The organism is Mycobacterium talmoniae (assembly GCF_001854525.1).
Classification (GTDB): Bacteria; Actinomycetota; Actinomycetes; order Mycobacteriales; family Mycobacteriaceae; genus Mycobacterium; species Mycobacterium talmoniae.
The window spans coordinates 1-18,942 of the sequence record NZ_MLQM01000103.1 but is presented as its reverse complement, the minus strand read 5'-3'; the positions used below and the strand labels follow the sequence as shown (position 1 = coordinate 18,942).

Genomic DNA, 18,942 nt, shown 5'->3' with positions numbered 1-18,942 from the left:
CGATCTGCTGGTCGCTGCGGTCGATCTTCGACGTCATCGACGGGATCGATGTGATGACCGACTCGATGGATCACATGATCGGCAGCATGGACCGGATGGATGCGCTGATGCCGCAGATGGTCGCGCAATTCGGGCCGATGATCGAAACCATGTCCAACATGCAAGTGATGATGCAGACCATGCACAGCACCATGTCGGGCATGTACGACCAAATGGACGAGATGAGCAAGGATTCCACGGCGATGGGGCAGGCCTTCGACGCCGCCAAAAACGACGACTCCTTCTACCTGCCGCCGGAGGTCTTCGACAACCCCGACTTCAAGCGCGGCCTGAAGATGTTCCTGTCGCCGGACGGCAAAGCGGTCCGGATGATCATCTCCCACCTGGGTGATCCCGCCAGCCCCGAAGGGCTTTCGCATGTGGTGCCGATCAAGAACGCGGCGATCGAGGCCGTCAAGGGCACGCCGCTCGAGGACGCCGAGATCTCCTTGGGCGGTACCGCGGCGACGTTCAAGGACATGGCGGACGGATCCAAGTACGACCTGTTGATCGCCGCGATCGCGTCGCTGTGCCTGATCTTCCTGATCATGCTGCTGGTCACCAGAAGCGTTGTCGCCGCACTGGTCATCGTGGGCACCGTGGTGCTGTCGCTGGGCTCATCCTTCGGTCTGTCGGTCCTCATTTGGCAGTACCTGCTCGGCGTCGAACTGCACTGGATGGTGCTGGCCATGTCGGTGATCATCCTGCTGGCGGTCGGCTCCGACTACAACCTGCTGCTGGTGTCCCGCTTCAAGGAGGAGATACCGGGCGGGTTGAAGACCGGCATCATCCGCGCGATGGGCGGTACCGGCAGCGTGGTGACGGCCGCGGGCTTGGTGTTCGCCTTCACCATGGCCTCGATGGCGGTCAGCGACCTGCGCATCATCGGTCAGGTGGGGACGACGATCGGCCTGGGCCTGCTGTTCGACACGCTCGTGGTGCGGTCGTTTCTGACGCCGTCGATCGCCACCCTGCTGGGCCGCTGGTTCTGGTGGCCGATCACGGTGCGCCCCCGGCCCGCCCCGACCCGCTCCGCTTCGTCGGCGGTTGAACCCGTCGGGGAACAGACCCGGCCCGCACTGCGCCCTTGACCGCGCCTTTCCCTCACCGCCCCCGCGGTTTCCGGTAGCCGATGGTCTTGGACTCCAGGTACTGCTGGAAACCTTCGATGCCGCACTGCCGGCCGATGCCGCTGTTTTTGTAGCCGCCGAACGGCGCGTCGGCACCGTAGTACATGCCGCCGTTGACCCCGACCGCCCCGGTGCGGATGCGGCGGGCGACGCTCATCCCCCGGTCCGTCGACGCCGACAGCACCGCGCCGGCCAACCCGTAGGCGCTGTCGTTGGCCAGCCGCACCGCCTGATCGTCATCGGTGAACGGCACGATGACCAGCACCGGCCCGAAGACCTCCTGCTGGGCGATGGCCGCGGCGTTGTCGACACCGACGATCACCGTCGGTTGCACATAATGCCCGCCGGCCAGATAGGCCGGCAGGTCGTCGAAGGGTCCACCACCGGTGATGATTTCGGCGCCCTCTGCGCGGGCCTGCGCGCAGGCGTCGAGCACCCGCTGCTTTTGTTGGGCGTTGATCACCGGGCCGACCAGGGTCTGCGGCAGCGCCGGATCGCCCACCGAAACCGCCTCAAACGCGGCGGCGACCGCGGCGACGGTGTCGTCGAACAGCGCTTCGTGCACCAGCAGCCGGGTGGTGGCCGCGCAGGCCTGCCCGGCGTGCACGCACACCCCGACCGCGCTCGGGATGATCTTGGCCGGGTTGGCGTCGTCGAGCACGATCAGCGCCGACTTCCCGCCCAGCTCAAGGAAGGTCCGCTTCATGGTGTCGGCGCCGTGGCGCAGCAGCAGCTTTCCGACCGCGGTCGATCCGGTGAACGAGATCATGTCGACGCGCGGGTCGGTGGCCAGCCGTCCGGCGACCTCGTTGGACGGGGTCGGCACCACATTGACCACCCCGGGCGGGATGTCGGTGTGCTCGGCGATCAGCCGTCCCAGCCGGGTGGCGTTCCAGGGCGTGTTCGGATCGGGTTTGAGCACAACGCTGTTGCCGGCCGCCAGCGCGGGCCCCAGCTTATTGAGGATGACCTCGATGGGGAAGTTCGACGGCGTGATGGCGGCGACCACCCCGACCGGTTCCTTGACCACGGTGCGCACATTGCGCTCACCGAAGAGCGGGTCGGCGTCCAGGGCGCGCTCCCACTCGAACGTCTCGATCAGCTCGGCGGGGTACTGCAACGCCGCGGCCAGCGGCCAATCCAGTTGCGCGAGTTGGGTCGTCATCACCGGGCAGCCCACCTCGGCGATCAGTTCCTCGCGCAGCGCCTCCCGCTCGGCCTCCAGCGCCGATTGCAGCTGGGTCAGGCACCGTTGGCGCAGCCCCCGGTTCGTCGACCAGTCGGTGTCGTCGAACGCGCGCCGCGCCGCGCCGATGGCCGCGTCCATATCCTCGGCGCCGGCCGCGGCGGTGGCACCGAGGGTGTGGCCGGTGGCCGGGCTGACATTGTCGAATTCGGCGCGCGAGGCCGCGGGGCGCAGTGCGCCGTCGATCAGCATCCGCGATTCGGCGGCCCGCGCCGCGCGCTGCCCCATCGCCACGCACGGCGCGGAGTGATCCTCGACGACGTCGCTCACCGGCACCTCAATCCCTCGACCACACTTGGCGCGTCAACTGTAATTATTACAGTAAGATATCTCAACATTGGCTCCGCGGACTCGACAGCGACGGCTCGGGCGGGCAATCTACAACCAGGCTGCCGAAAGGAGGGCTCCCGTGATCAAGGTGATGGACGGCATCCGGGTGCTGGAGGTTGCGCAGTTCACCTTCGTGCCGGCCGCCGGCGCCATCCTGGCCGACTGGGGCGCCGACGTCATCAAGGTGGAGCATCCGGTGCGCGGTGATACCCAGCGCGGCTTCGTCAACATGGGCGGGTTTGTCCTCAACCCGGACCGGCATCCGCTCATCGAGCACCCCAACCGGGGCAAGCGCAGCGTCGGCGTCGACCTCGCCACCGCCGACGGTCAACGGGTGCTCTACGAAATCGCCAAGACCGCCGACGTGTTCCTCACCAACTACCTACCCGCGGCGCGCCAGAAGAATCGGTTCGACGTCGAACACATCCGCGCGGTGAACCCGAACATCATCTATGCCCGCGGCAGCGCCTACGGCGACAAGGGGCCGCAGCGCGACGTCGGCGGTTTTGACGGCACCGCATTTTGGACCCGCAGCGGCGTGGGCCACGCGCTGAGCCCGGCCGAACTCGGCGGCCCGCTGTCGCAGGGCATTCCGGCGTTCGGGGACTCCATCGGCGGCATGAACATCGCCGGCGGCATTGCGGCGGCGCTGCTGCACCGCGAGCGGACCGGCGCCGCGTTGGAGGTCGACGTCTCGTTGCTGTCCACCGCGTGGTGGGCGGCCGGCGCGAGCATGACCCAGGGCATGGACACCGGCGAGACCATGCGCGCCGAGATGCCGCAATCCGGCGGCTCACCGGTGAATCCGTTCCTGGGCAACTACCGAACCTCCGATGGCGGCACCATCAACCTGTGCATCGTCAGCCCGACCGGCTATATCCGGGACACCTTCGAGCATCTCGGTATCCCGGAGGCCGCCGAGGATCCGCGGTTCGCCGAGGTGCGGCCGCTGATGGAGAACGCCGCGGCGGCCAGCGAGTTGATCGTGGCGGCGATCGGCAGCAAACCGTTCGGCTACTGGCGGGAACACCTGAACACCATGAAAGGCCAGTGGGCGCCGTGTCAGAGCTTCCTCGACCTGGCCACCGATGAGCAGGCGCTGGCCAACGACATGGTGGTCGAGGTTGAGGCCGGCGACGGCGGGGCGCCGTTCAAGGTGGTGCGCGGGCCGGTCCAGTTCAACCACGAACCGCTGGAAACCACCCGCGCCCCGCAAGCCTCCGAGCATACCGAGATCGTGTTGATGGAGCTCGGCATGGACTGGGACCGCATCGCCGAACTCAAGGAGTCGGGCGCCATCGCGTAGCGCTACGCCGTCGCCGGTCTGCCGTATTTTCGGTCCGCGTTGAACCCGAAGTTGGCGATGGCGGTGGACAACCCGCTGCCGATCGGCCCGCGCGTGTCGAACAAGCTGGTGGTGCCGGTCGCCACGCCCCCGTCGCTGTAGTGCGTCAGTGCGGCGAGGCCGATGTAGGGGCCGACCGGCAGCCGGCTCAATGCCAGCGTGTAGTCGGCGTTGATGAACGCCAGCCCCGCGGTGCTGAAGTTGGTCATCGAGCTGGTGACATCCACCGCCATCGCCGCCCGGATGAACGGCGTAAGCTCCTCGCCGGCAACCAGATCCCGGACTTCGCGCACCCAGGCGTAGCGCGGCCCGTCGTGTTGCCACGGGAATCCGTTTTCGCCGTCGTTGCCGTAGGCCCGGATGAACATCGGTGCGGCGTCGTCGAACCGGGCCGGCTCGTCCGGGACGGGCGGCAGGCTGACCGCAGTGGTGAAGAAGTCCCCGTCGGGTTGCCGACCGCGACGCAGATACAGCGCGGTGGCGCGGGCCACCAGCTCGCCGTGCTGGGTCATCGCCGCGTCGACCGCCCGCATCCGGGAGCCGCTGCGGGTGACCGATGCGCTGACCCGTACCGGCGCGGTGGCGACGCGACGCAATATCTCGACGGTCAGGCGGGCCGGATGCAGGTCGTCGTCGGCGACGTGCCGCTCAACGGCGCGGGCCAGCAGGCCGCCGACCACCTGGCCGCCCAGCGTGGGACCCCAGCCGCCGTGGGCGATCGGATTCGGCACGAAGCCGTCGTCGCGGCGAACCAGGAACGGGGTCATGTCGGCGCGGTGCACCAGAACAATATACGCTACTGTAATCCTTACTGTTAGTACGTTGCATTTGTTGCGCGGAGGATCGTATGCAGAAGGCGCTGGCACCCGAGATCTCGACCTGGCCCGATTCGCGTCCGCAGTTGATCGGCAGCCGGTGCGCCAGTTGCGCGGCGACGGTGTTCCCGCGCCAGGACCGCTGTCCCAAGTGCAGCGGCGACCAGATGGCGCCGGAATTGCTGCCGCGCGACGGCACCTTGGTGGCGTGGACCACCCAGGGCTTTCCGCCCGGACCGCCGTACCGCGGTCCGACCGGCCCGGACTTCGTCCCGTTCGGCGTGGGCCTGGTGCAGCTCGGCGACGTGATTCGTGTCGAGGGCCGGCTCACCGAAAACGACCCCACCAAACTGCGGTTCGGCATGCCGGTCGAGCTCACCATGGTGCCGCTGACCACCGACGCGGACGGCACCGAGGTCGTCACCTTCGCCTTCGAGCCGGTCGAGGAGCGGCGGCAATGACGAATGAGGTGGCCATCATTGGGGTTGGGCTGCACCCCTTCGGCCGGTTCGAGGGCAAGTCGGCGATGCAGATGGGCGTGGACGCGATCTTTGCGGCGGTCGCCGACGCCGGGGTGCAGTGGTCGGATATCGGGGCCGCGACCGGCGGCAGCTGGACGGTGGCCAACCCGGACGCGATCGTCGGGATGGTGGGCCTGTCCGGGATCCCGTTCACCAACGTGTTCAACGCCTGCGCCACCGCGGCCAGCGCCGCCAAAGCCTGCGCCGACGGGATCCGGTTGGGCGACTACGACATCGGCCTTGCCGTCGGCCTGGACAAGCATCCGCGGGGTGCGTTCACCGAGGACCCGGCCCTGGTCGGGATGCCGAGCTGGTACGCCGAGAACGGGCAGTACCTGACCACGCAGTTCTTCGGGATGAAGGCCAACCGGTACCTGCATGATCACGGCATCTCGCAGGCGACGCTGGCCAAGGTGGCCGCCAAGAACTTCCGCAACGGGGCGTTGAACCCGAACGCGTTCCGGCGCAAACCGATCCCCGAGGAGCAGATCCTGGCCGCGCCGATGCTGAACTATCCGCTCACCCAGTACATGTTCTGCGCCCCGGACGAGGGCGCCGCGGCCGTGGTGATGTGCCGTGCCGACATTGCGCACCGCTACACCGACACGCCGGTGTACCTGCGGGCCGTCGAGGTGCGCACCCGCCGCTACGGCGCCTACGAGGTCAACACCACCTTCGCCCCGGTCGACGAGGATGTGGCGCCGACGGTGTACGCCGCCCGGGCGGCATTCGAGAAGGCCGGGGTGGCGCCCGAGGACGTCGACGTGATCCAGTTGCAGGACACCGACGCCGGCGCGGAGATCATCCACATGGCCGAATGCGGGTTCTGCGCCGACGGCGACCAGGAGAAGCTGGTGGCCGACGGCGCCACCGAAATCGCCGGGTCGCTGCCGGTCAACACCGACGGCGGGCTGATCGCCAACGGCGAGCCGATCGGCGCCTCGGGGTTGCGTCAGCTGCACGAGCTGGTGCGTCAACTGCGCGGCCAGGCCGGTGATCGTCAAGTGCCCGGGGCGCCCAAGGTCGGCTTCGCCCAACTGTATGGGGCGCCGGGCACCGCCGCCGCGACCGTCCTCACCACCTGATTTTTGCCGAGCAGACGCAAATTCGCACGATCCGGTGCTCGACGATGCGATTCTGCGTCTGTTCGCGACCCGAAAGCGAGCTGCCCATGACCCAGTTCACCGCGGCGCCGATCTTTGACGCCGATCAGCACATGTACGAGACCCCCGACGCGTTGACCAAATATCTGCCGGAGAAGTACGCGCGGGCCGTGCAGTTCGCGCAGATCGGCCGGCAGACCCGGATCATCATCAACAACAAGGTCAGCGACTTCATCCCGAACCCCACCTTCGAGCGGGTGGCCGCCCCGGGCGCGCACGAGAAGTTCTTCGCCGGGGACAATCCCGACGGGCTGACGCTACGCGAGATGCAGGGGCCGGCGATCGCGGCACCGGCCGCCACCCGCAACCCGGCCGATCGGGTCGCCGAACTCGACCGGCAGGGCGTCATCGAAGCGTTGAACTACCCGACCCTGGCCAGCCTGGTCGAACACTCTGCGGCAGACGACCCCGAACTCACCCTGGCCATCATTCACGCGCTGAACCAATGGATGGCCGAGCATTGGCGCTACAACTACGCCGACCGGGTGTTCTCCACCCCGATCCTCAACCTGTCCGAGGTCGACGGCGCGCGGCGCGAGCTGGACTACATCCTGTCCCAGGGCGCCGCGGTCGCGTTGATCAAACCGGGCCCGGTCAACGGGATCCGCGGGTGGCGTTCGCCGGCGCTGCCCGAGTTCGACCCGTTCTGGCGCGACGTCGAGGCCGCCGGCCTGCCCATCGTGTTGCACGCCAGCTACCCGCCGCTCGACGACTACGTCGGCAAGTGGGAACCGCCGTACACCCAGAACTTCATGGCGCAAAGCGCGTTCCGCTGGATGGTGTTGGGGCACCGGGAGATCGCCGACATGATCACCAGCCTGATCTGTCACGGCACCCTGACCCGGTTCCCGAAGCTGCGCATCGCCAGCGTCGAAAACGGCAGTTCGTGGATTTTCCCGCTGTTCCACGATTTCGACGACCTGTACAAGAAGATGCCGCAGAACTTCCCCGAGCATCCGCACGAGGTGTTTCGCCGCAACATCTGGGTCAGCCCGTTCTGGGAGGGTTGCGTCGCCGACGTGGTGGACACCGTCGGCTGGGACCGGGTGCTGTTCGGGTCGGACTATCCGCATCCGGAGGGGCTGGCCGAGCCGAAAGGCTTTTGGAAGTACGCCGAGGGCATGGATGTGCGACGCACATACGACTTCATGGGCGACAACGCCCGCCGGTTCATGGGCCGGCCGATCGCCAACCCGGACCCGGATGCGGTCCACCCGCCGGCGCTGGCGCACAGCTAATCCCGCGCGAGCAGACACAGATTCGCACGATCCGGCGCGGAATCGTGCGAATCTGTGTCTGCTCGCGGGTCGGGAAGTTACCGGACCTGGTTGCGGGTCGCGTCGCGGAACAGCTCAAGTTCCGGGTTGTCGTCGGGCAGCACGGCTAGGAGGCCCGCTGCGCCTTCGGCGGCGAGTAGTTGGGCTTGCCCAAGCCCAGCACATACTGGGCGATCATGTTGCGGAACACCTCCAGGGTGCCGCCGTAGATGCCGACCAGCGGCGCGAACCGGTACACGTATTCGCTGCGGTCATCGTCCCCGCCGTCGGCGCCGACCGGCAGCGCCGCCACCGCCCCGGCTATGTCCATCAAATCCGGGGCGATGTCGCGCATGGCCTGCGCCATCGCCACCCGACCGAAGATGCTCGACGTGGACAGCGCCGCCTCCATGCGGGCGATGCTGCGGCCCAGCCGGTAGGCCACCGAACCGTCGTCGACGCCGCGCCGCCCACTGAGATCCGGCCGCCCCACCAACGCCGCCACATGGTCGGCGGCTTCGCACATGAACCCCGCCTGGTGCGCCATGATCGCGACATCGGCCAGCCCGTCGTCGGCGGCGGCCACCGCCCCGTGCTCGGCGTCCAACGGTTCACGCACCACCGCCCAGCCGCCGTTGACGTCGCCGAGCCGGTAGCGGTCGTCGACCCGCACGTCGCTGTAGTAGACGATGTTGGTGCGGTCGCCGTCGACGGTGCGGATGCCCTGGATCTCGATTCCCGGTGAATCCAGCGGAACCAGAAACATGGTGAGGCTCTTGTGTTTCGGCGCGCCCGGGTCGGTGTTGGTGATCAAGAAGACGTACTGGCAGTTGTGGGCGCCGGTGGTGAACATCTTCGAGCCGTTGATAATCCAGCTCGAGCCATCCTCCTCCCGCACCGCACGGGTCTTACAGGTCGCCACGTCCGAGCCGCCTTCGGGTTCGGTGTAGCCCAGGCACAACCGGATGTGGCCGCTGAACACCCCCGGCATCACTTCGTCCTGGAGTTCGGGCGAGCCGAACTTGACCACCGAGCGCGCCACCATCGAGGTGGTACCCCAGGTCACCCACGGCACCTCGGCGCGTCGCTTCTCCAGCTCCCAGATCCGCCGGCGCACCCGGCTGAATCCGCCGTCGGCTTCGGGCTTCCACTCCTTCTCCAGGTATCCGGCGGCGCCGAGCGCCAGATGCACGCCCTCGTCGAAGTTGTCGCCGGTTTCCCGGTCGCGGCGGATGACGTCCTCGGTCACCTGCTCGGCCAGGAGGGCGCGCACCTCATCGCGGAACGCCGCATCCTCATCGGACAGTTCTACCCGGGAAAAATCCATCGGTTGCTCCTCCAACCTATTCGGCCGCAGCCTCGCGGGCGGCCACGATCTCGGCGACGCGGACGGCGGTGGCTCCGGGGTCGCCGCCGGCCAGCGGCCAGCCCCGGGCCCGCACCAGATACGCGGTGGCCGCGGCTTCCGCCGACACCCCCAAACCGCCCTGGATGTGCACGGCCATGGTGGCGGCTTTGGCGGCCTCCTCGGTCATGAACACGAACGCGGACGGCGCCAGTTCGGGCCGCTCGGCGGGCTCGTTATCCAGGAACCACGCGGCCCGGTGGGCCAGCCCGCGTCCGCCCTGCACGGTGATGGCCATATTCGCCAACGGATGCGAGATGGCCTGCAGCGTGGAGATCGGCACCCCCAGCGTGTAGCGGGTCTTGGCGAATTCCGCGGCGATCGTCATCGTCTCCTCGACCAGGCCCACCAACGCCGCCGCGGTCAGCAGCCGCCACTCATCCAGCGCCCGTTGGTAATCGGCCAACGCGTCGGGGCCGCTGCCCAGCACGGTGCGACCGTCGGCGTTGGCCGGGTCCACCCAGGCCATCGGCAGCCGGCCGATGTTGTCGACCCGGGTCGGGCGGGTGCCGAACGTCAGCCGCACCACCTCGTCGCCGTCCCGGATGATGACGTGGTCGGCGATCGACCCGCTCGGCATCAACCGCACCCCGCTGACCGGTTGTTGCTGCGGATCGAACGCAACCAATTGCCGCCCGGTGCTGATGTCGTCCTCGACGGCCCCCAACCGGGCCAGCAACCGCGCGGCGCAGACGTGATCGATCCACGGCACCGGCGCCAACGCGCGACCGATCTCCTCGGCCACCAGGGTCAGATCGACCAGCGTTGCGCCGTCGCCGCCGACCGACTCCGGCAGCGCCATCGTGGTCGCCCCCATCGCGCATAACCGCTCCCACAGGCTTTTGTCGAACCCGGTGGCCTCGGCGGCCCGCACGGTGTCGATCGGGCAGTGCGTCGCAAAGAACTGCCGATACGCCTGCTGCAGCGCGGTGTGGTCCTCGCTCAGGCTGTAGTCCAGCCGGCGCAATTCGTAGCGATCCATGACTCACTGCTCCTTTTCGCGGTCTTCGCCAAAGAAGAATGCGGCGGCGTTGCGGTACAGGTAGTTGTCCAGCACCTCGGCGGGCAGGTCGAGCGCCAACGCCTCGGGCACCACTCGGCTCATCCGCAGCACCGGCCAATCCGAGCCGAAGATCACCTTGTCGGGTCCGCGGGTGCGCATGTAGTGCAGCAGGCTGTCCGGCAGCCGCTTGGGTGACCACGCCGAGGTCATCAGGCGCAGGTTCGCGTATTTGATCAGCAGCCGGATCGCGATATCCCACCACGGGTCGGCGCCGTGGATCATGCACAGCCGCAGTTCGGGGAAGCGCACGCAGACCCGGTCCAGGTGGATGGGGTTTTGCACCTCGCCCGGGATCGGCGGCCCGGGGATGCCGGTGTTGATGCACAGCGGCAGGCCAAGTTCGGCGCACTTGGTGTACAGCGGATAGTAGACCGCGTCGCTGGGCGGGTACTGGCCGTCGCCCCAAAAGCTGGGCCCCACCACGGCGTAGACGACCGGCAGATCGGCGGCGACCGCGGACAGCTCGGCCAGCGACGGCATCGGCCGCAGCAGGTTGATGCCGCCCATCGCCAGCGCGAACCGGTCCGGTCGGGCTTCCACGAATTTGCGCGCGGTCACCGACGGCTTGGCGAGGTTGTCCATCAGGATGGCCTTGGCCACCCCGTGGCGGTCCATCTCGTCGAGCAGCTCGGCGAAATCGACCGGCGCGAACATCGACTTGGGGCCCTTGAAGTAGTCGTCACGCACCTTGAGCATGAACGAGGGCTGCTGCTCGGTCTCCCCGAAGTGCACGTTGACCAGACAATCGATGGCCCGGTCGGCTTTGTCACTCATGTCATCCCCTGCGCTGCCCGGCTTTTCGCCCAGCGGTAGTCGGCCTTGCCGTTGCCGAGACGGCGGATCGTCTCGACCACGATGAACTCCTTGGGCGCCTTGAACCGCGCCAGCCGGGTGGTGCAGAAGGTGTGCAGCTGGTCACCGACCGGATCGACGCCGTCGCGCACCGCGATCAGCGCCACGACTTCTTCGCCCCACCGGTCGCTGGGCCGCCCCACCACCAGCGCGTCGGCGATGTCGGGGTGCGCGCGCAGGATCTCTTCGACCTCCTCGACGAACACCTTCTCGCCGCCGGTGTTGACCACCAGGGAATCCCGCCCGTAGAGCCGCAGGGTGCCGTCGGTCTCCAACGACGCCCGGTCACCGGAGATCACCACCCGCTGCCCGTCGACCTCCGGGAAGGTGCGCCGGGTGGCGTCGGGATCGTTGAAGTAGCCCAGCGGGATGCGCCCGGTCCGGGCGACCCACCCCACCTCGGGCTCGCCGGGGCGCAGGAAGTGGCTGTAATCCTCGGACAGCACCAGGCCGCCCTCGCGCAGCGTGAAGGTGTCGGTGCGGGTGTCGGCCCGGCTGTGCCCGAAGCCCATGTTCCCCGTTTCCGACGAACCGTATCCGTTGATCAGGGTGATCTGCGGCAGCAGCTCCAGCAGCGCCCGCTGATGCTTCGGGTTGGTCGCCGCCCCGCCGGTGCCGATCGCCGACAGCGACGCCAAATCGTAGCGGCGGTCCCGCAATTCGGCGACCAGCGGTGCGGCGTAGGCGTCGCCGACCATCGTCATCAACCCGACCTTCTCGCGTTCGGCGGTCGCCCACACCGCGCGCGGGTCGAGCTTGGCCGCGGTGTCGTAGAGCACCACCGTGGTGCCGGCCATGATCGCCGAGAACGCGGTCCACATCCCGGCCGCGTGCATCAGCGGGGACACCGCGAACCACGGCGGTCCCGCGGCGCCGCGCACCTTGGCGTGGATCTCCTCGACGCCGGCGTGATCGGCGCCCACCATCGACGACACATAGATGTCGGACTGGCGCCACAGCACCCCCTTGGGTCGACCCGTGGTGCCGCCGGTGCAGATCATCAACAGGTCATCCGGTGCGCCGGCCAGGATCCGGTCGGGGTCGCCGTGGGACAGCACGTCCGCCAGGGCCACCGCACCGGGCAGCTCGGGCGCCTCGGTCCCGTCGTCGATGCAGATCAGCAGGTCGGCGCCGTCCGGGGGAAGCACCGCAGCGTATTTCGCGCCGAGCGCCTTGTGGTAGATGACCGCGCGCGGCCGCAGATACGCCAGCAGGTCGCGGACTTCACCGGGGGTGTAGTGGTAGTTGACGTTGACCGGGACGGTGCGCGCCTTGAGGCAGCCGACGACCATGTCGACATACAGGTCGTTGTGCATGATCAGCGCGATCCGGTCCTGGCCGCACTCCCAGTTGTTCAGCTCCGCACGCTCGCGGTGCGCCCCGAATCCGCGGTCGGCGAGGAAGTTCGCCAACCGGCGGGTGCGTTGCGCTGACTCGCCGAAGGTGCTGCGGCGGCTGCCGCACACCGTCATCGTCCGCTCCCCGATGACATCGGCGATGGCGTCGAGCACCGCGCCGATGGTCCATTCGCCCATGACGTACCCGGCTAGGCGGCCGACTCGACGCGGACTCCGAGCAGGTCTAAGGCGTTGTCGCGCATAACTTTCCGGGTGTCTTCGGCGCTGAACTCGGGAAACTGCGGAATGTCGGCGGTGAAGGTCATCGGATCGGCGAGCCCCTCGCCGTGCGGCCAGTCCGAGCCGAACAGGATCTTGTCCACCCCGATGGTGTCGGCGAGCAGCTTGACGTCGTCCTCGTAGTACGGGGCGATCCACACGTTGTTCCGCAACTGCTCCACCGGATCTTCCTTGAAGTGATACGGCGCGGTGTTGGCGGCCTTCTTGAGTCGCTTGATCAACCGGTACACAAAGTAGGACCCGTTCTCGATGCTGGCGACCTTCAACGTGGGATGGCGGGTGAACACCTGGTGCACGATCATCGAGGCCATGGTGTCGTGGATCGCCCGGTCGTCGAGCAGGATCTGGTCGAGCGGATCCTTCTTGCCGAAACCTTCGAAGGTCGCCTGACCGCCCCACAGCGCCGCGATCGCCAGATAGCCACTGTCGGACAGGTGAAAGCCCACCGGAACACCGGCCTCGGCCAACCGCGCCCACACCGGATCGTGCAGGGGGTCGCCCAGCGACCGCGGCTTCACCGCCCCGGGCACCGGAGCGGGCCGCACCAGCACCATCTTGGCGCCGCGGGCCAGGACGAATTCGACCTCCTCGACGGCCTTCTGCGGATCGGCCAGCGAGATGATCGGCGCGGAGATGATGCGGTGATCCGGGCGGTCGAAGCCCCAGTCTTCGTCGAGCCATAGGTTGAAGGCATGCAGCGACGCCATGGTCGCGTCGATGTCGCCCTTGAGCGCTTCTTCGACGCCGCACGCGAAAGTCGGCAGCATAAACACCATCTCGAGGTTCTGCCGGTCCAGAACCTTCACCCGCGCCTCGCGGTTCTGGTACTCGGGGTGATCGGCGAGGCGTTCGACCTTCATCAGCGAGGCCGGGTCGACGCCATCGGGAACCTCGCCGCGGAACAGCAGATCCAGGCAGCCGGGTTCGATGATCGGATCGAACGTCGGGTTCGGGATGAACTGGTTGATCACACCCCCCATGACCGCGAAGGTGCGCTTGCCCTGGGTGAGCATCTGCACGCCGCGACGCTTGAACTCCTTGGGCAGATAGCGGGTGAACGAGTCGAGCGGCTCGTAGTAGTGGTTGTCGGCGTCGATAGCCTGATAATCCAGGACCATGGCCGTAATCCTTTCTCTCACTGGCTCAGCGGCGGGAAGTTCGGCGGCCGCTTTTCCAAGAAGCTGGTGATGCCTTCAATGACGTCGGGCCGCAGCAGCGACTCGTGCATCAGCGTTTCGGCGCGGGCGCTGACGTCGGTCACCGCGCGCAGGGCGTCGCCGTAGGCCTGCCGCTTGATCACCGCCAGCGACGCGGGTGAGCAGTTGGCGGCGATGTCCTCGGCGTACTGCAGCGCCCGGGCCAGTAACTGATCGGATGCGACGACGTCGTTGACCAGACCCAGTTCGCGGGCTTCCTCGGCGTAGAACGTGCGCCCGCTGAGCAGCAGGTCCATCGCGGCGCCCCAGCCGGCCAGCCGCGGCAGGATCCAGCTGATGCCGTATTCGGCGATCAACCCCCGGCGGGTGAAGGCGGTGGCGAACTTGGCCCCGGCGGCCGCGAACCGGACATCGCACATCAGTGCGTGGGTCAGGCCGATGCCGACGCAGGCCCCGTTGATCGCCGCGATGACGGGTTTGCGTAGTTCGGTGAGGAAGTGCGGGTGGCGTTCGCCGACCAGCTCGCTGACGTCAGTGTCGCCGTCGCCGAGCTTTTCGTCGATGGACCCCGCGCCACCGAGATCCGCCCCGGCGCAAAAGCCGCGACCCCGACCGGTCAGCACGATCACCCGCACGCCGGAGTCGGCGTCGGCGCGGTCGATGGCCGCGTAGAAGCCCGCCGAGATGTCGGGGCCCCACGCGTTGAGCCGTTCCGGGCGGTTCAGCGTTACGACGGCCACGCCGCTGTCGGTGACGTCGTAGAGCACCGGGTCCGTCACGTCGGTATCCGCCTGCGCCACGGTGCTGTCATCGGCCGCCGTCATGGCACCCGCACCTCCTCCCGACCAGCTCCGAATACTCATACTGTATACCTTTCGATAGCGGCCGCCCGCAAGTTGCCGGGGGTATCCACCAGCGGTGGCTGAGCGGTAGTACGGGGTGGCACCAACTCGGTAAGCTCACGTCCATGTCGCCGGACAATCTGGAAGCACGCGTCACCAAGTTGGAGACGCAGATGCACCGGCTCACCGAGCGGGTCCGGGCAAGCGAACGAGACGCCGCCGCCGCGCGCATCCTGGCCGGCGCCGCCGACCGCGATGTGACGGGGTTTCGTGACGAAATCCGCGACTTCCGTCGCGCCACCACCGCCAGCTTCAACGCGCTGCGCGACGACGTCACCGACCTGCGTGGGTACGTCGACACGCGGTTCACCCAGATCGACGCCCGGTTCGCCCAAGTCGACAACGGATTCATCGAAGTCCGCGGCAAGCTCGACGCGGCGGCCACCGGCCAGCAACACATCGTCGAACTCCTCGAACGGCTGATCGCCGACCAGGGCTGAGCCGCCGCCTAGGCCTCGATCAACCCGAGCCGCCGGTAGGCGGTGGCGATCTGGGTCCGCGCGGCGGCGGGCAGTTCGGCTTGCGGGGGCCGGGAGTGCGGGTAGTCGCCCACCGGCAAGCCGAGCAGTGCCGCGGCGTACTTGAAGCCGCCGCCCCAGTGGGTGAAGTAGTCGGGCCGACCGGGATAGCAGGTGAGCCACGAGCCCATGTCGACGTCGAACTGGTCCAGGCCGGACTCCCGCCCGAAGTCCATCGCCTCGACGAGCTTGTCGGCCACGATCAGGTCCCAGTACTCGGTGAGGAGCCGCCGCCGCGGCGTCTCGAACAGGTAGCCGGTGGTGCCCAGTTGCGCCGGGCAGACGATCCCGGCCCGCAGCCACCCGGCGCGATACACCGTCTTATCGCACTCCCAAATCACCAGATCGGGTGCCAGCTCGTGCAATAGCCGGCTGCTGGCCGGGCGGAAGGCGCCTTCCTTGGTCGCGCACACCGCCGGGATCTCGGCGTAGATCCGGGCGGTTTCGGCCGGGCTGAGCACATACCCCGACGACGGTGAGTTGAACATGCCCAACGCGATGTCGGTGCGCTCGCTGATGTACCGGAAGAACCGCAGCACCCCGTCGCCACCGTGGGTTTCCATCATCGGGGTCTGGATGTAGGCGATGTCGGCGCCGGCCTGTTGGGCGTGCTGGGTCAGCACCAGGCAGTCCTTGGCCGATGTGGCCGCCGTGCACGCCTGCACGACGAGGTTCGGGTTGGCCGCGCGCCCCTCCTCGATCGCCACCTCCAGTAGGCGCTGGCGTTCGGCCAGGGTCAGCGACCAGAATTCGCCGACCCCGCTGGTGCACCACAGCATGGGGTGGCCGAGATCGGCGACGCAGTACCGCACCAACGCGCGGTAGGCGTCCCAGTCGATGTCGTCGCCGTCGACGCCGCGAAACGGCGTGTACAGCGAGTCGCCGATGCCGCGCAGCGCGCTGCGCGCCCAGTCCCGCGCCGCACTTGCCGTCGCCATGGTGCGCTCCCTAAGTCAGGTGAAATCCGAGCCGCCGTCGACGTTGACGTTGGCGCCGGTCATGTAGGAGTTGCGGCGGGACGCCAAAAACGCCGCCACCGGACCGATTTCGTTCGGCAGGCCGGCGCGCGGCAGATGCGCGGGATGCCCGAAATGCTGGGTGATGCCCGCCATCAACGCATACGGGTCCTCGCCGTCGATGCCGACCGAGGTGGCCCACCCCACCAGCGCCTCGGACGCGATGCTGCCCGGGGACACCACGTTGACCAGGATCTCGTCGGGAGCCAGCAGCAACGACAGGTTCTTGGAGACGCTGTTGACCATGGCTTTGGCCGCGGTGTAGGCGGGCAGGATCACGCTTTGCCGCTGGGTCGAGTGCGCGGAAAAGTTGACGATCCGTGCCCAGTCCGCCTTGCGCAGCAACGGAAGCGCCGACCGCACGCAGTGCACCATGCCCATGACGCCCTGGTCGACGGCTTGGCGCCACTGCTCGTCGGCCAGCTCCTCGAAGCTGCCCTGGACGGTGGGTCCGACGGTGTTGATCAGGATGTTGAGTTCACCACCCCAGCGCTCGCCCAGCGCGGCGAAGACCTCCGACACCTGACGCTCGTCGCCGGTGTCGGCGACCAGCCCGAGCGCGTCGGGGCTGCCGCGGTGCCTCAGGTCCGCGGCGGCGCGATCGACGTCGGCCCGGGACCGCGCAACCACCGCGACCCGGGCCCCGTCGTCGGCCAGGCAGCGGGCGGTGGCCAGTCCCATCCCCCGACCGCCGCCCACCACCACCGCGGCCGCGTTCGCCAACCCCAGGTCCATGGGTCAGGTGCCGGTCCAGTTGGGGGCGCGCTTCTCGGCGAAGGCGATCGCGCCCTCCTTGGCGTCGTTGGAGGCGAACACCGGCATGATGACTTCGAGTTGCTTCTGCCACATCTCGGCGGGGGCCCAGCTCGCGGACTTGACCATGATGTCTTTGGTCACCGCCACCGCCAACGGCCCGTTGGCGGTGATCCGCTCGGCCAGCTCGATCGCCCCGGCCAGCGCCTGGCCCGGTTCGGTCACCGCGTTGACGAAACCCCACGCCGCGCCCTGTTCGGCGGTGAAATGCTCACCGGTCAGCGCCAATTCGAGGGCCTTCTGATACGGGATCCGGTGCGGCAGCCGCAGCAGTCCCCCGCCGGCGGCCACCAAGCCGCGTTTGACCTCGGGGATCCCGAACTTGGCCGTCGTGGACGCCACCACCAGGTCGGTGGCCAGCACCACCTCGGTGCCGCCGGCCAGCGCGTATCCCTCGACCGCCGAGATGACGGGTTTGCGCGGCGGTTGTTCGGTGAAGCCGATGCCGCGCCCGGGGATGGCGACCTGCTCGCCGGCGGCGAAGGCCTTCAAATCCATACCGGCACAGAAATTGCCGCCGGCGCCGGTCAACACCGCCACCGACAGCTCGGGGTCGGCGTCGAGTTCATCGACCGCATCGGCCAGGCCCTGACTGACCGCCAGGTTGACCGCGTTGCGGGCCTCCGGCCGGTTGAGTGTGACGACGAGGATTCGCCCGTGGCGCTCCCGCAGGATTGCTTCTGACACCGATCACCCTTCACCCGTGAGAAACGATACTTACCAGAATCCTTACCATAGGCGTTACAGTTGAGGGATGAGAACCCGTCCGCCAGTGCTCAGCGAGCCCGTCGCGAACCGCACGGTAGGGCTGCCCGGGTACCCGCCGGGAGGGCCACCGGTAAGGTTGACGAGGCGAGACGGGCCGCGACACGCGTCCGTAGCCGCAGTTCAGGCAGTGCTGCCGGTAGATTCGGGGCGACCGACAGGTGAGGCCACGAACTGCGCGCGCAGCAACGATCTGCAGGGAGGTGCCCGCAGTGGCAAAGCAAGCAACCGCTGAAAAGCGTCAGCGGCGGGAACGCGGGTCGATCAATCCCGACGACATCATCGACGGCGCGTTCGAACTCGCCGAGCAGGTCGGGGTCGACAACCTGAGCATGCCGCTGCTGGGCAAGCATCTCGGGGTGGGGGTCACCAGCATCTACTGGTACTTCCGCAAAAAGGACGACCTGCTCAACGCGATGACCAACCGCGCGTTGCGCCAGTTCGTCTTCGCCACCCCCTATGTGGAGGCCAACGACTGGCGCGAGACCTTGCGCAACCACGCCCGCACGATGCGAAAAGCGTTCTTGGCCAATCCGATTTTGTGCGACCTGATTCTGATCCGGGCCGCGCTGAGCCCGCGGGCCGCCCGGTTAGGGGTGCAGGAGGTGGAAAAGGCGATCGCCGGCCTGGTCGAGGCGGGGCTGTCGGTCGAGGACGCCTTCGACACCTACTCGGCGATCTCGGTGCATGTCCGCGGCTCGGTGGTGTTGCGGCGGCTCTACGAGAAGAACCGGGAGGCGGCCGACGACGGGCCCGGCGACTTCGAAGAGGCGATGGTGATCGACCCGGAGACGACGCCGCTGCTGGCGCAGGTCACCTCCGAGGGGCACCGGATCGGCGCGGCCGACGACACCAACTTCGAGTACGGGCTCGACTGCATCCTCGACCAGGCCAGCCGGCTGATCGAGCAGGGCAAGAAAGCCCCGCGGCGCAAGCACTAAGCCCCCGAGCCTCGCGAGGCCCCCGAGC

Annotated in this window: 18 protein-coding genes; 7 read left to right on the top strand and 11 right to left on the bottom strand. The window is 68.0% G+C overall.

Translation table 11 applies throughout. The annotated features are described in order from the left end of the window. A partial coding sequence (locus BKN37_RS17485) for an MMPL family transporter (protein ID WP_131823635.1) occupies positions 1-1,130 on the top strand: 1,130 nt, incomplete at its 5' end. A 13-nt stretch (positions 1,131-1,143) separates the two neighbouring features. On the opposite strand, the gene BKN37_RS17480 is transcribed toward BKN37_RS17485, so the two are convergent. Then, positions 1,144-2,685: an aldehyde dehydrogenase family protein gene (locus BKN37_RS17480; RefSeq protein WP_071028143.1), complete on the bottom strand. Its 1,542-nt coding sequence runs from the start codon at positions 2,683-2,685 to the stop codon at positions 1,144-1,146. A 151-nt stretch (positions 2,686-2,836) separates the two neighbouring features. Here BKN37_RS17480 and BKN37_RS17475 point away from each other — a divergent pair, with 151 nt between their 5' ends. Continuing rightward, positions 2,837-4,051: a CaiB/BaiF CoA transferase family protein gene (locus BKN37_RS17475; protein WP_071028141.1), complete on the top strand. Its 1,215-nt coding sequence runs from the start codon at positions 2,837-2,839 to the stop codon at positions 4,049-4,051. A 2-nt stretch (positions 4,052-4,053) separates the two neighbouring features. On the opposite strand, the gene BKN37_RS17470 is transcribed toward BKN37_RS17475, so the two are convergent. Continuing rightward, entirely contained in the window at positions 4,054-4,857 is an 804-nt protein-coding gene (locus BKN37_RS17470; RefSeq protein ID WP_095407119.1) for a thioesterase family protein, read from the bottom strand. Positions 4,858-4,937: 80 nt separating this feature from the next. On the opposite strand from BKN37_RS17470, the gene BKN37_RS17465 reads away from it, so the two are divergent. The 3 genes from BKN37_RS17465 to BKN37_RS17455 all read left to right on the top strand — a co-directional run bounded on the left by BKN37_RS17465 (position 4,938) and on the right by BKN37_RS17455 (position 7,827). Then, positions 4,938-5,366: a Zn-ribbon domain-containing OB-fold protein gene (locus BKN37_RS17465; RefSeq protein WP_071028138.1), complete on the top strand. Its 429-nt coding sequence runs from the start codon at positions 4,938-4,940 to the stop codon at positions 5,364-5,366. Continuing rightward, on the top strand, positions 5,363-6,511 hold the full coding sequence (locus BKN37_RS17460; protein WP_071028137.1) for a thiolase family protein: 1,149 nt from the start codon (positions 5,363-5,365) through the stop codon (positions 6,509-6,511). The genes BKN37_RS17465 and BKN37_RS17460 overlap by 4 nt, the downstream gene beginning before the upstream one ends. Positions 6,512-6,597: 86 nt before the next feature. After that, positions 6,598-7,827, top strand: a complete 1,230-nt coding sequence (locus BKN37_RS17455) for an amidohydrolase family protein (RefSeq protein WP_071028136.1) — start codon at positions 6,598-6,600, stop codon at positions 7,825-7,827. A gap of 145 nt (positions 7,828-7,972) precedes the next feature. Here BKN37_RS17455 and BKN37_RS17450 read toward each other — a convergent pair whose 3' ends face one another. Genes BKN37_RS17450 through BKN37_RS17425 form a run of 6 tightly spaced genes read right to left on the bottom strand, consistent with a single transcriptional unit; the run spans position 7,973 to position 14,783 of the window. Beyond that, complete coding sequence (locus BKN37_RS17450; protein WP_071028134.1) at positions 7,973-9,172, bottom strand: acyl-CoA dehydrogenase family protein; 1,200 nt, start codon at positions 9,170-9,172, stop codon at positions 7,973-7,975. A 16-nt stretch (positions 9,173-9,188) separates the two neighbouring features. Beyond that, positions 9,189-10,232, bottom strand: coding sequence for an acyl-CoA dehydrogenase family protein (locus BKN37_RS17445; protein ID WP_071028133.1), 1,044 nt, complete (start codon positions 10,230-10,232; stop codon positions 9,189-9,191). A 3-nt stretch (positions 10,233-10,235) separates the two neighbouring features. Then, positions 10,236-11,087, bottom strand: coding sequence for an amidohydrolase family protein (locus BKN37_RS17440; RefSeq protein ID WP_071028131.1), 852 nt, complete (start codon positions 11,085-11,087; stop codon positions 10,236-10,238). Then, positions 11,084-12,700, bottom strand: a complete 1,617-nt coding sequence (locus BKN37_RS17435) for an acyl-CoA synthetase (RefSeq protein WP_071028129.1) — start codon at positions 12,698-12,700, stop codon at positions 11,084-11,086. The genes BKN37_RS17440 and BKN37_RS17435 overlap by 4 nt, the downstream gene beginning before the upstream one ends. Positions 12,701-12,711: 11 nt before the next feature. Beyond that, positions 12,712-13,920: an amidohydrolase family protein gene (locus tag BKN37_RS17430; protein WP_071028127.1), complete on the bottom strand. Its 1,209-nt coding sequence runs from the start codon at positions 13,918-13,920 to the stop codon at positions 12,712-12,714. 17 nt (positions 13,921-13,937) lie between these two features. After that, positions 13,938-14,783 (bottom strand): enoyl-CoA hydratase, encoded by an 846-nt coding sequence (locus tag BKN37_RS17425; RefSeq protein ID WP_071028125.1) that lies wholly within the window; start codon positions 14,781-14,783, stop codon positions 13,938-13,940. A gap of 143 nt (positions 14,784-14,926) precedes the next feature. On the opposite strand from BKN37_RS17425, the gene BKN37_RS17420 reads away from it, so the two are divergent. Beyond that, positions 14,927-15,301 (top strand): hypothetical protein, encoded by a 375-nt coding sequence (locus BKN37_RS17420; RefSeq protein WP_071028123.1) that lies wholly within the window; start codon positions 14,927-14,929, stop codon positions 15,299-15,301. Positions 15,302-15,309: 8 nt separating this feature from the next. On the opposite strand, the gene BKN37_RS17415 is transcribed toward BKN37_RS17420, so the two are convergent. The 3 genes from BKN37_RS17415 to BKN37_RS17405 are packed head-to-tail and all read right to left on the bottom strand — an operon-like array spanning position 15,310 to position 17,895. After that, positions 15,310-16,317, bottom strand: a complete 1,008-nt coding sequence (locus tag BKN37_RS17415) for a dihydrodipicolinate synthase family protein (RefSeq protein ID WP_071028120.1) — start codon at positions 16,315-16,317, stop codon at positions 15,310-15,312. Between the two features lie 15 nt (positions 16,318-16,332). After that, the gene (locus BKN37_RS17410; RefSeq protein ID WP_071028119.1) at positions 16,333-17,130 is read right to left on the bottom strand and encodes an SDR family NAD(P)-dependent oxidoreductase; all 798 of its coding nucleotides are present in this window, start codon (positions 17,128-17,130) and stop codon (positions 16,333-16,335) included. Between the two features lie 3 nt (positions 17,131-17,133). Further along, positions 17,134-17,895, bottom strand: coding sequence for a crotonase/enoyl-CoA hydratase family protein (locus BKN37_RS17405; RefSeq protein WP_071028117.1), 762 nt, complete (start codon positions 17,893-17,895; stop codon positions 17,134-17,136). 290 nt (positions 17,896-18,185) lie between these two features. Between BKN37_RS17405 and BKN37_RS17400 the strand changes: the two genes are divergently transcribed. Continuing rightward, a complete protein-coding gene (locus BKN37_RS17400) occupies positions 18,186-18,914 on the top strand; it encodes a TetR/AcrR family transcriptional regulator (protein WP_071028115.1) in 729 nt (242 codons plus the stop codon). The last annotated feature ends 28 nt before the right edge of the window (positions 18,915-18,942 follow it).

Coding starts and splice junctions, on each gene's coding strand:
- BKN37_RS17475 (WP_071028141.1), top strand. CDS start 2,837: ATGGACGGCATCCGGGTGCTGGAGGTTGCGCAGTTCACCTTCGTGCCG.
- BKN37_RS17470 (WP_095407119.1), bottom strand. CDS start 4,857: ATGACCCCGTTCCTGGTTCGCCGCGACGACGGCTTCGTGCCGAATCCG.
- BKN37_RS17465 (WP_071028138.1), top strand. CDS start 4,938: ATGCAGAAGGCGCTGGCACCCGAGATCTCGACCTGGCCCGATTCGCGT.
- BKN37_RS17460 (WP_071028137.1), top strand. CDS start 5,363: ATGACGAATGAGGTGGCCATCATTGGGGTTGGGCTGCACCCCTTCGGC.
- BKN37_RS17455 (WP_071028136.1), top strand. CDS start 6,598: ATGACCCAGTTCACCGCGGCGCCGATCTTTGACGCCGATCAGCACATG.
- BKN37_RS17450 (WP_071028134.1), bottom strand. CDS start 9,172: ATGGATTTTTCCCGGGTAGAACTGTCCGATGAGGATGCGGCGTTCCGC.
- BKN37_RS17445 (WP_071028133.1), bottom strand. CDS start 10,232: ATGGATCGCTACGAATTGCGCCGGCTGGACTACAGCCTGAGCGAGGAC.
- BKN37_RS17440 (WP_071028131.1), bottom strand. CDS start 11,087: ATGAGTGACAAAGCCGACCGGGCCATCGATTGTCTGGTCAACGTGCAC.
- BKN37_RS17435 (WP_071028129.1), bottom strand. CDS start 12,700: ATGGGCGAATGGACCATCGGCGCGGTGCTCGACGCCATCGCCGATGTC.
- BKN37_RS17430 (WP_071028127.1), bottom strand. CDS start 13,920: ATGGTCCTGGATTATCAGGCTATCGACGCCGACAACCACTACTACGAG.
- BKN37_RS17425 (WP_071028125.1), bottom strand. CDS start 14,783: ATGACGGCGGCCGATGACAGCACCGTGGCGCAGGCGGATACCGACGTG.
- BKN37_RS17420 (WP_071028123.1), top strand. CDS start 14,927: ATGTCGCCGGACAATCTGGAAGCACGCGTCACCAAGTTGGAGACGCAG.
- BKN37_RS17415 (WP_071028120.1), bottom strand. CDS start 16,317: ATGGCGACGGCAAGTGCGGCGCGGGACTGGGCGCGCAGCGCGCTGCGC.
- BKN37_RS17410 (WP_071028119.1), bottom strand. CDS start 17,130: ATGGACCTGGGGTTGGCGAACGCGGCCGCGGTGGTGGTGGGCGGCGGT.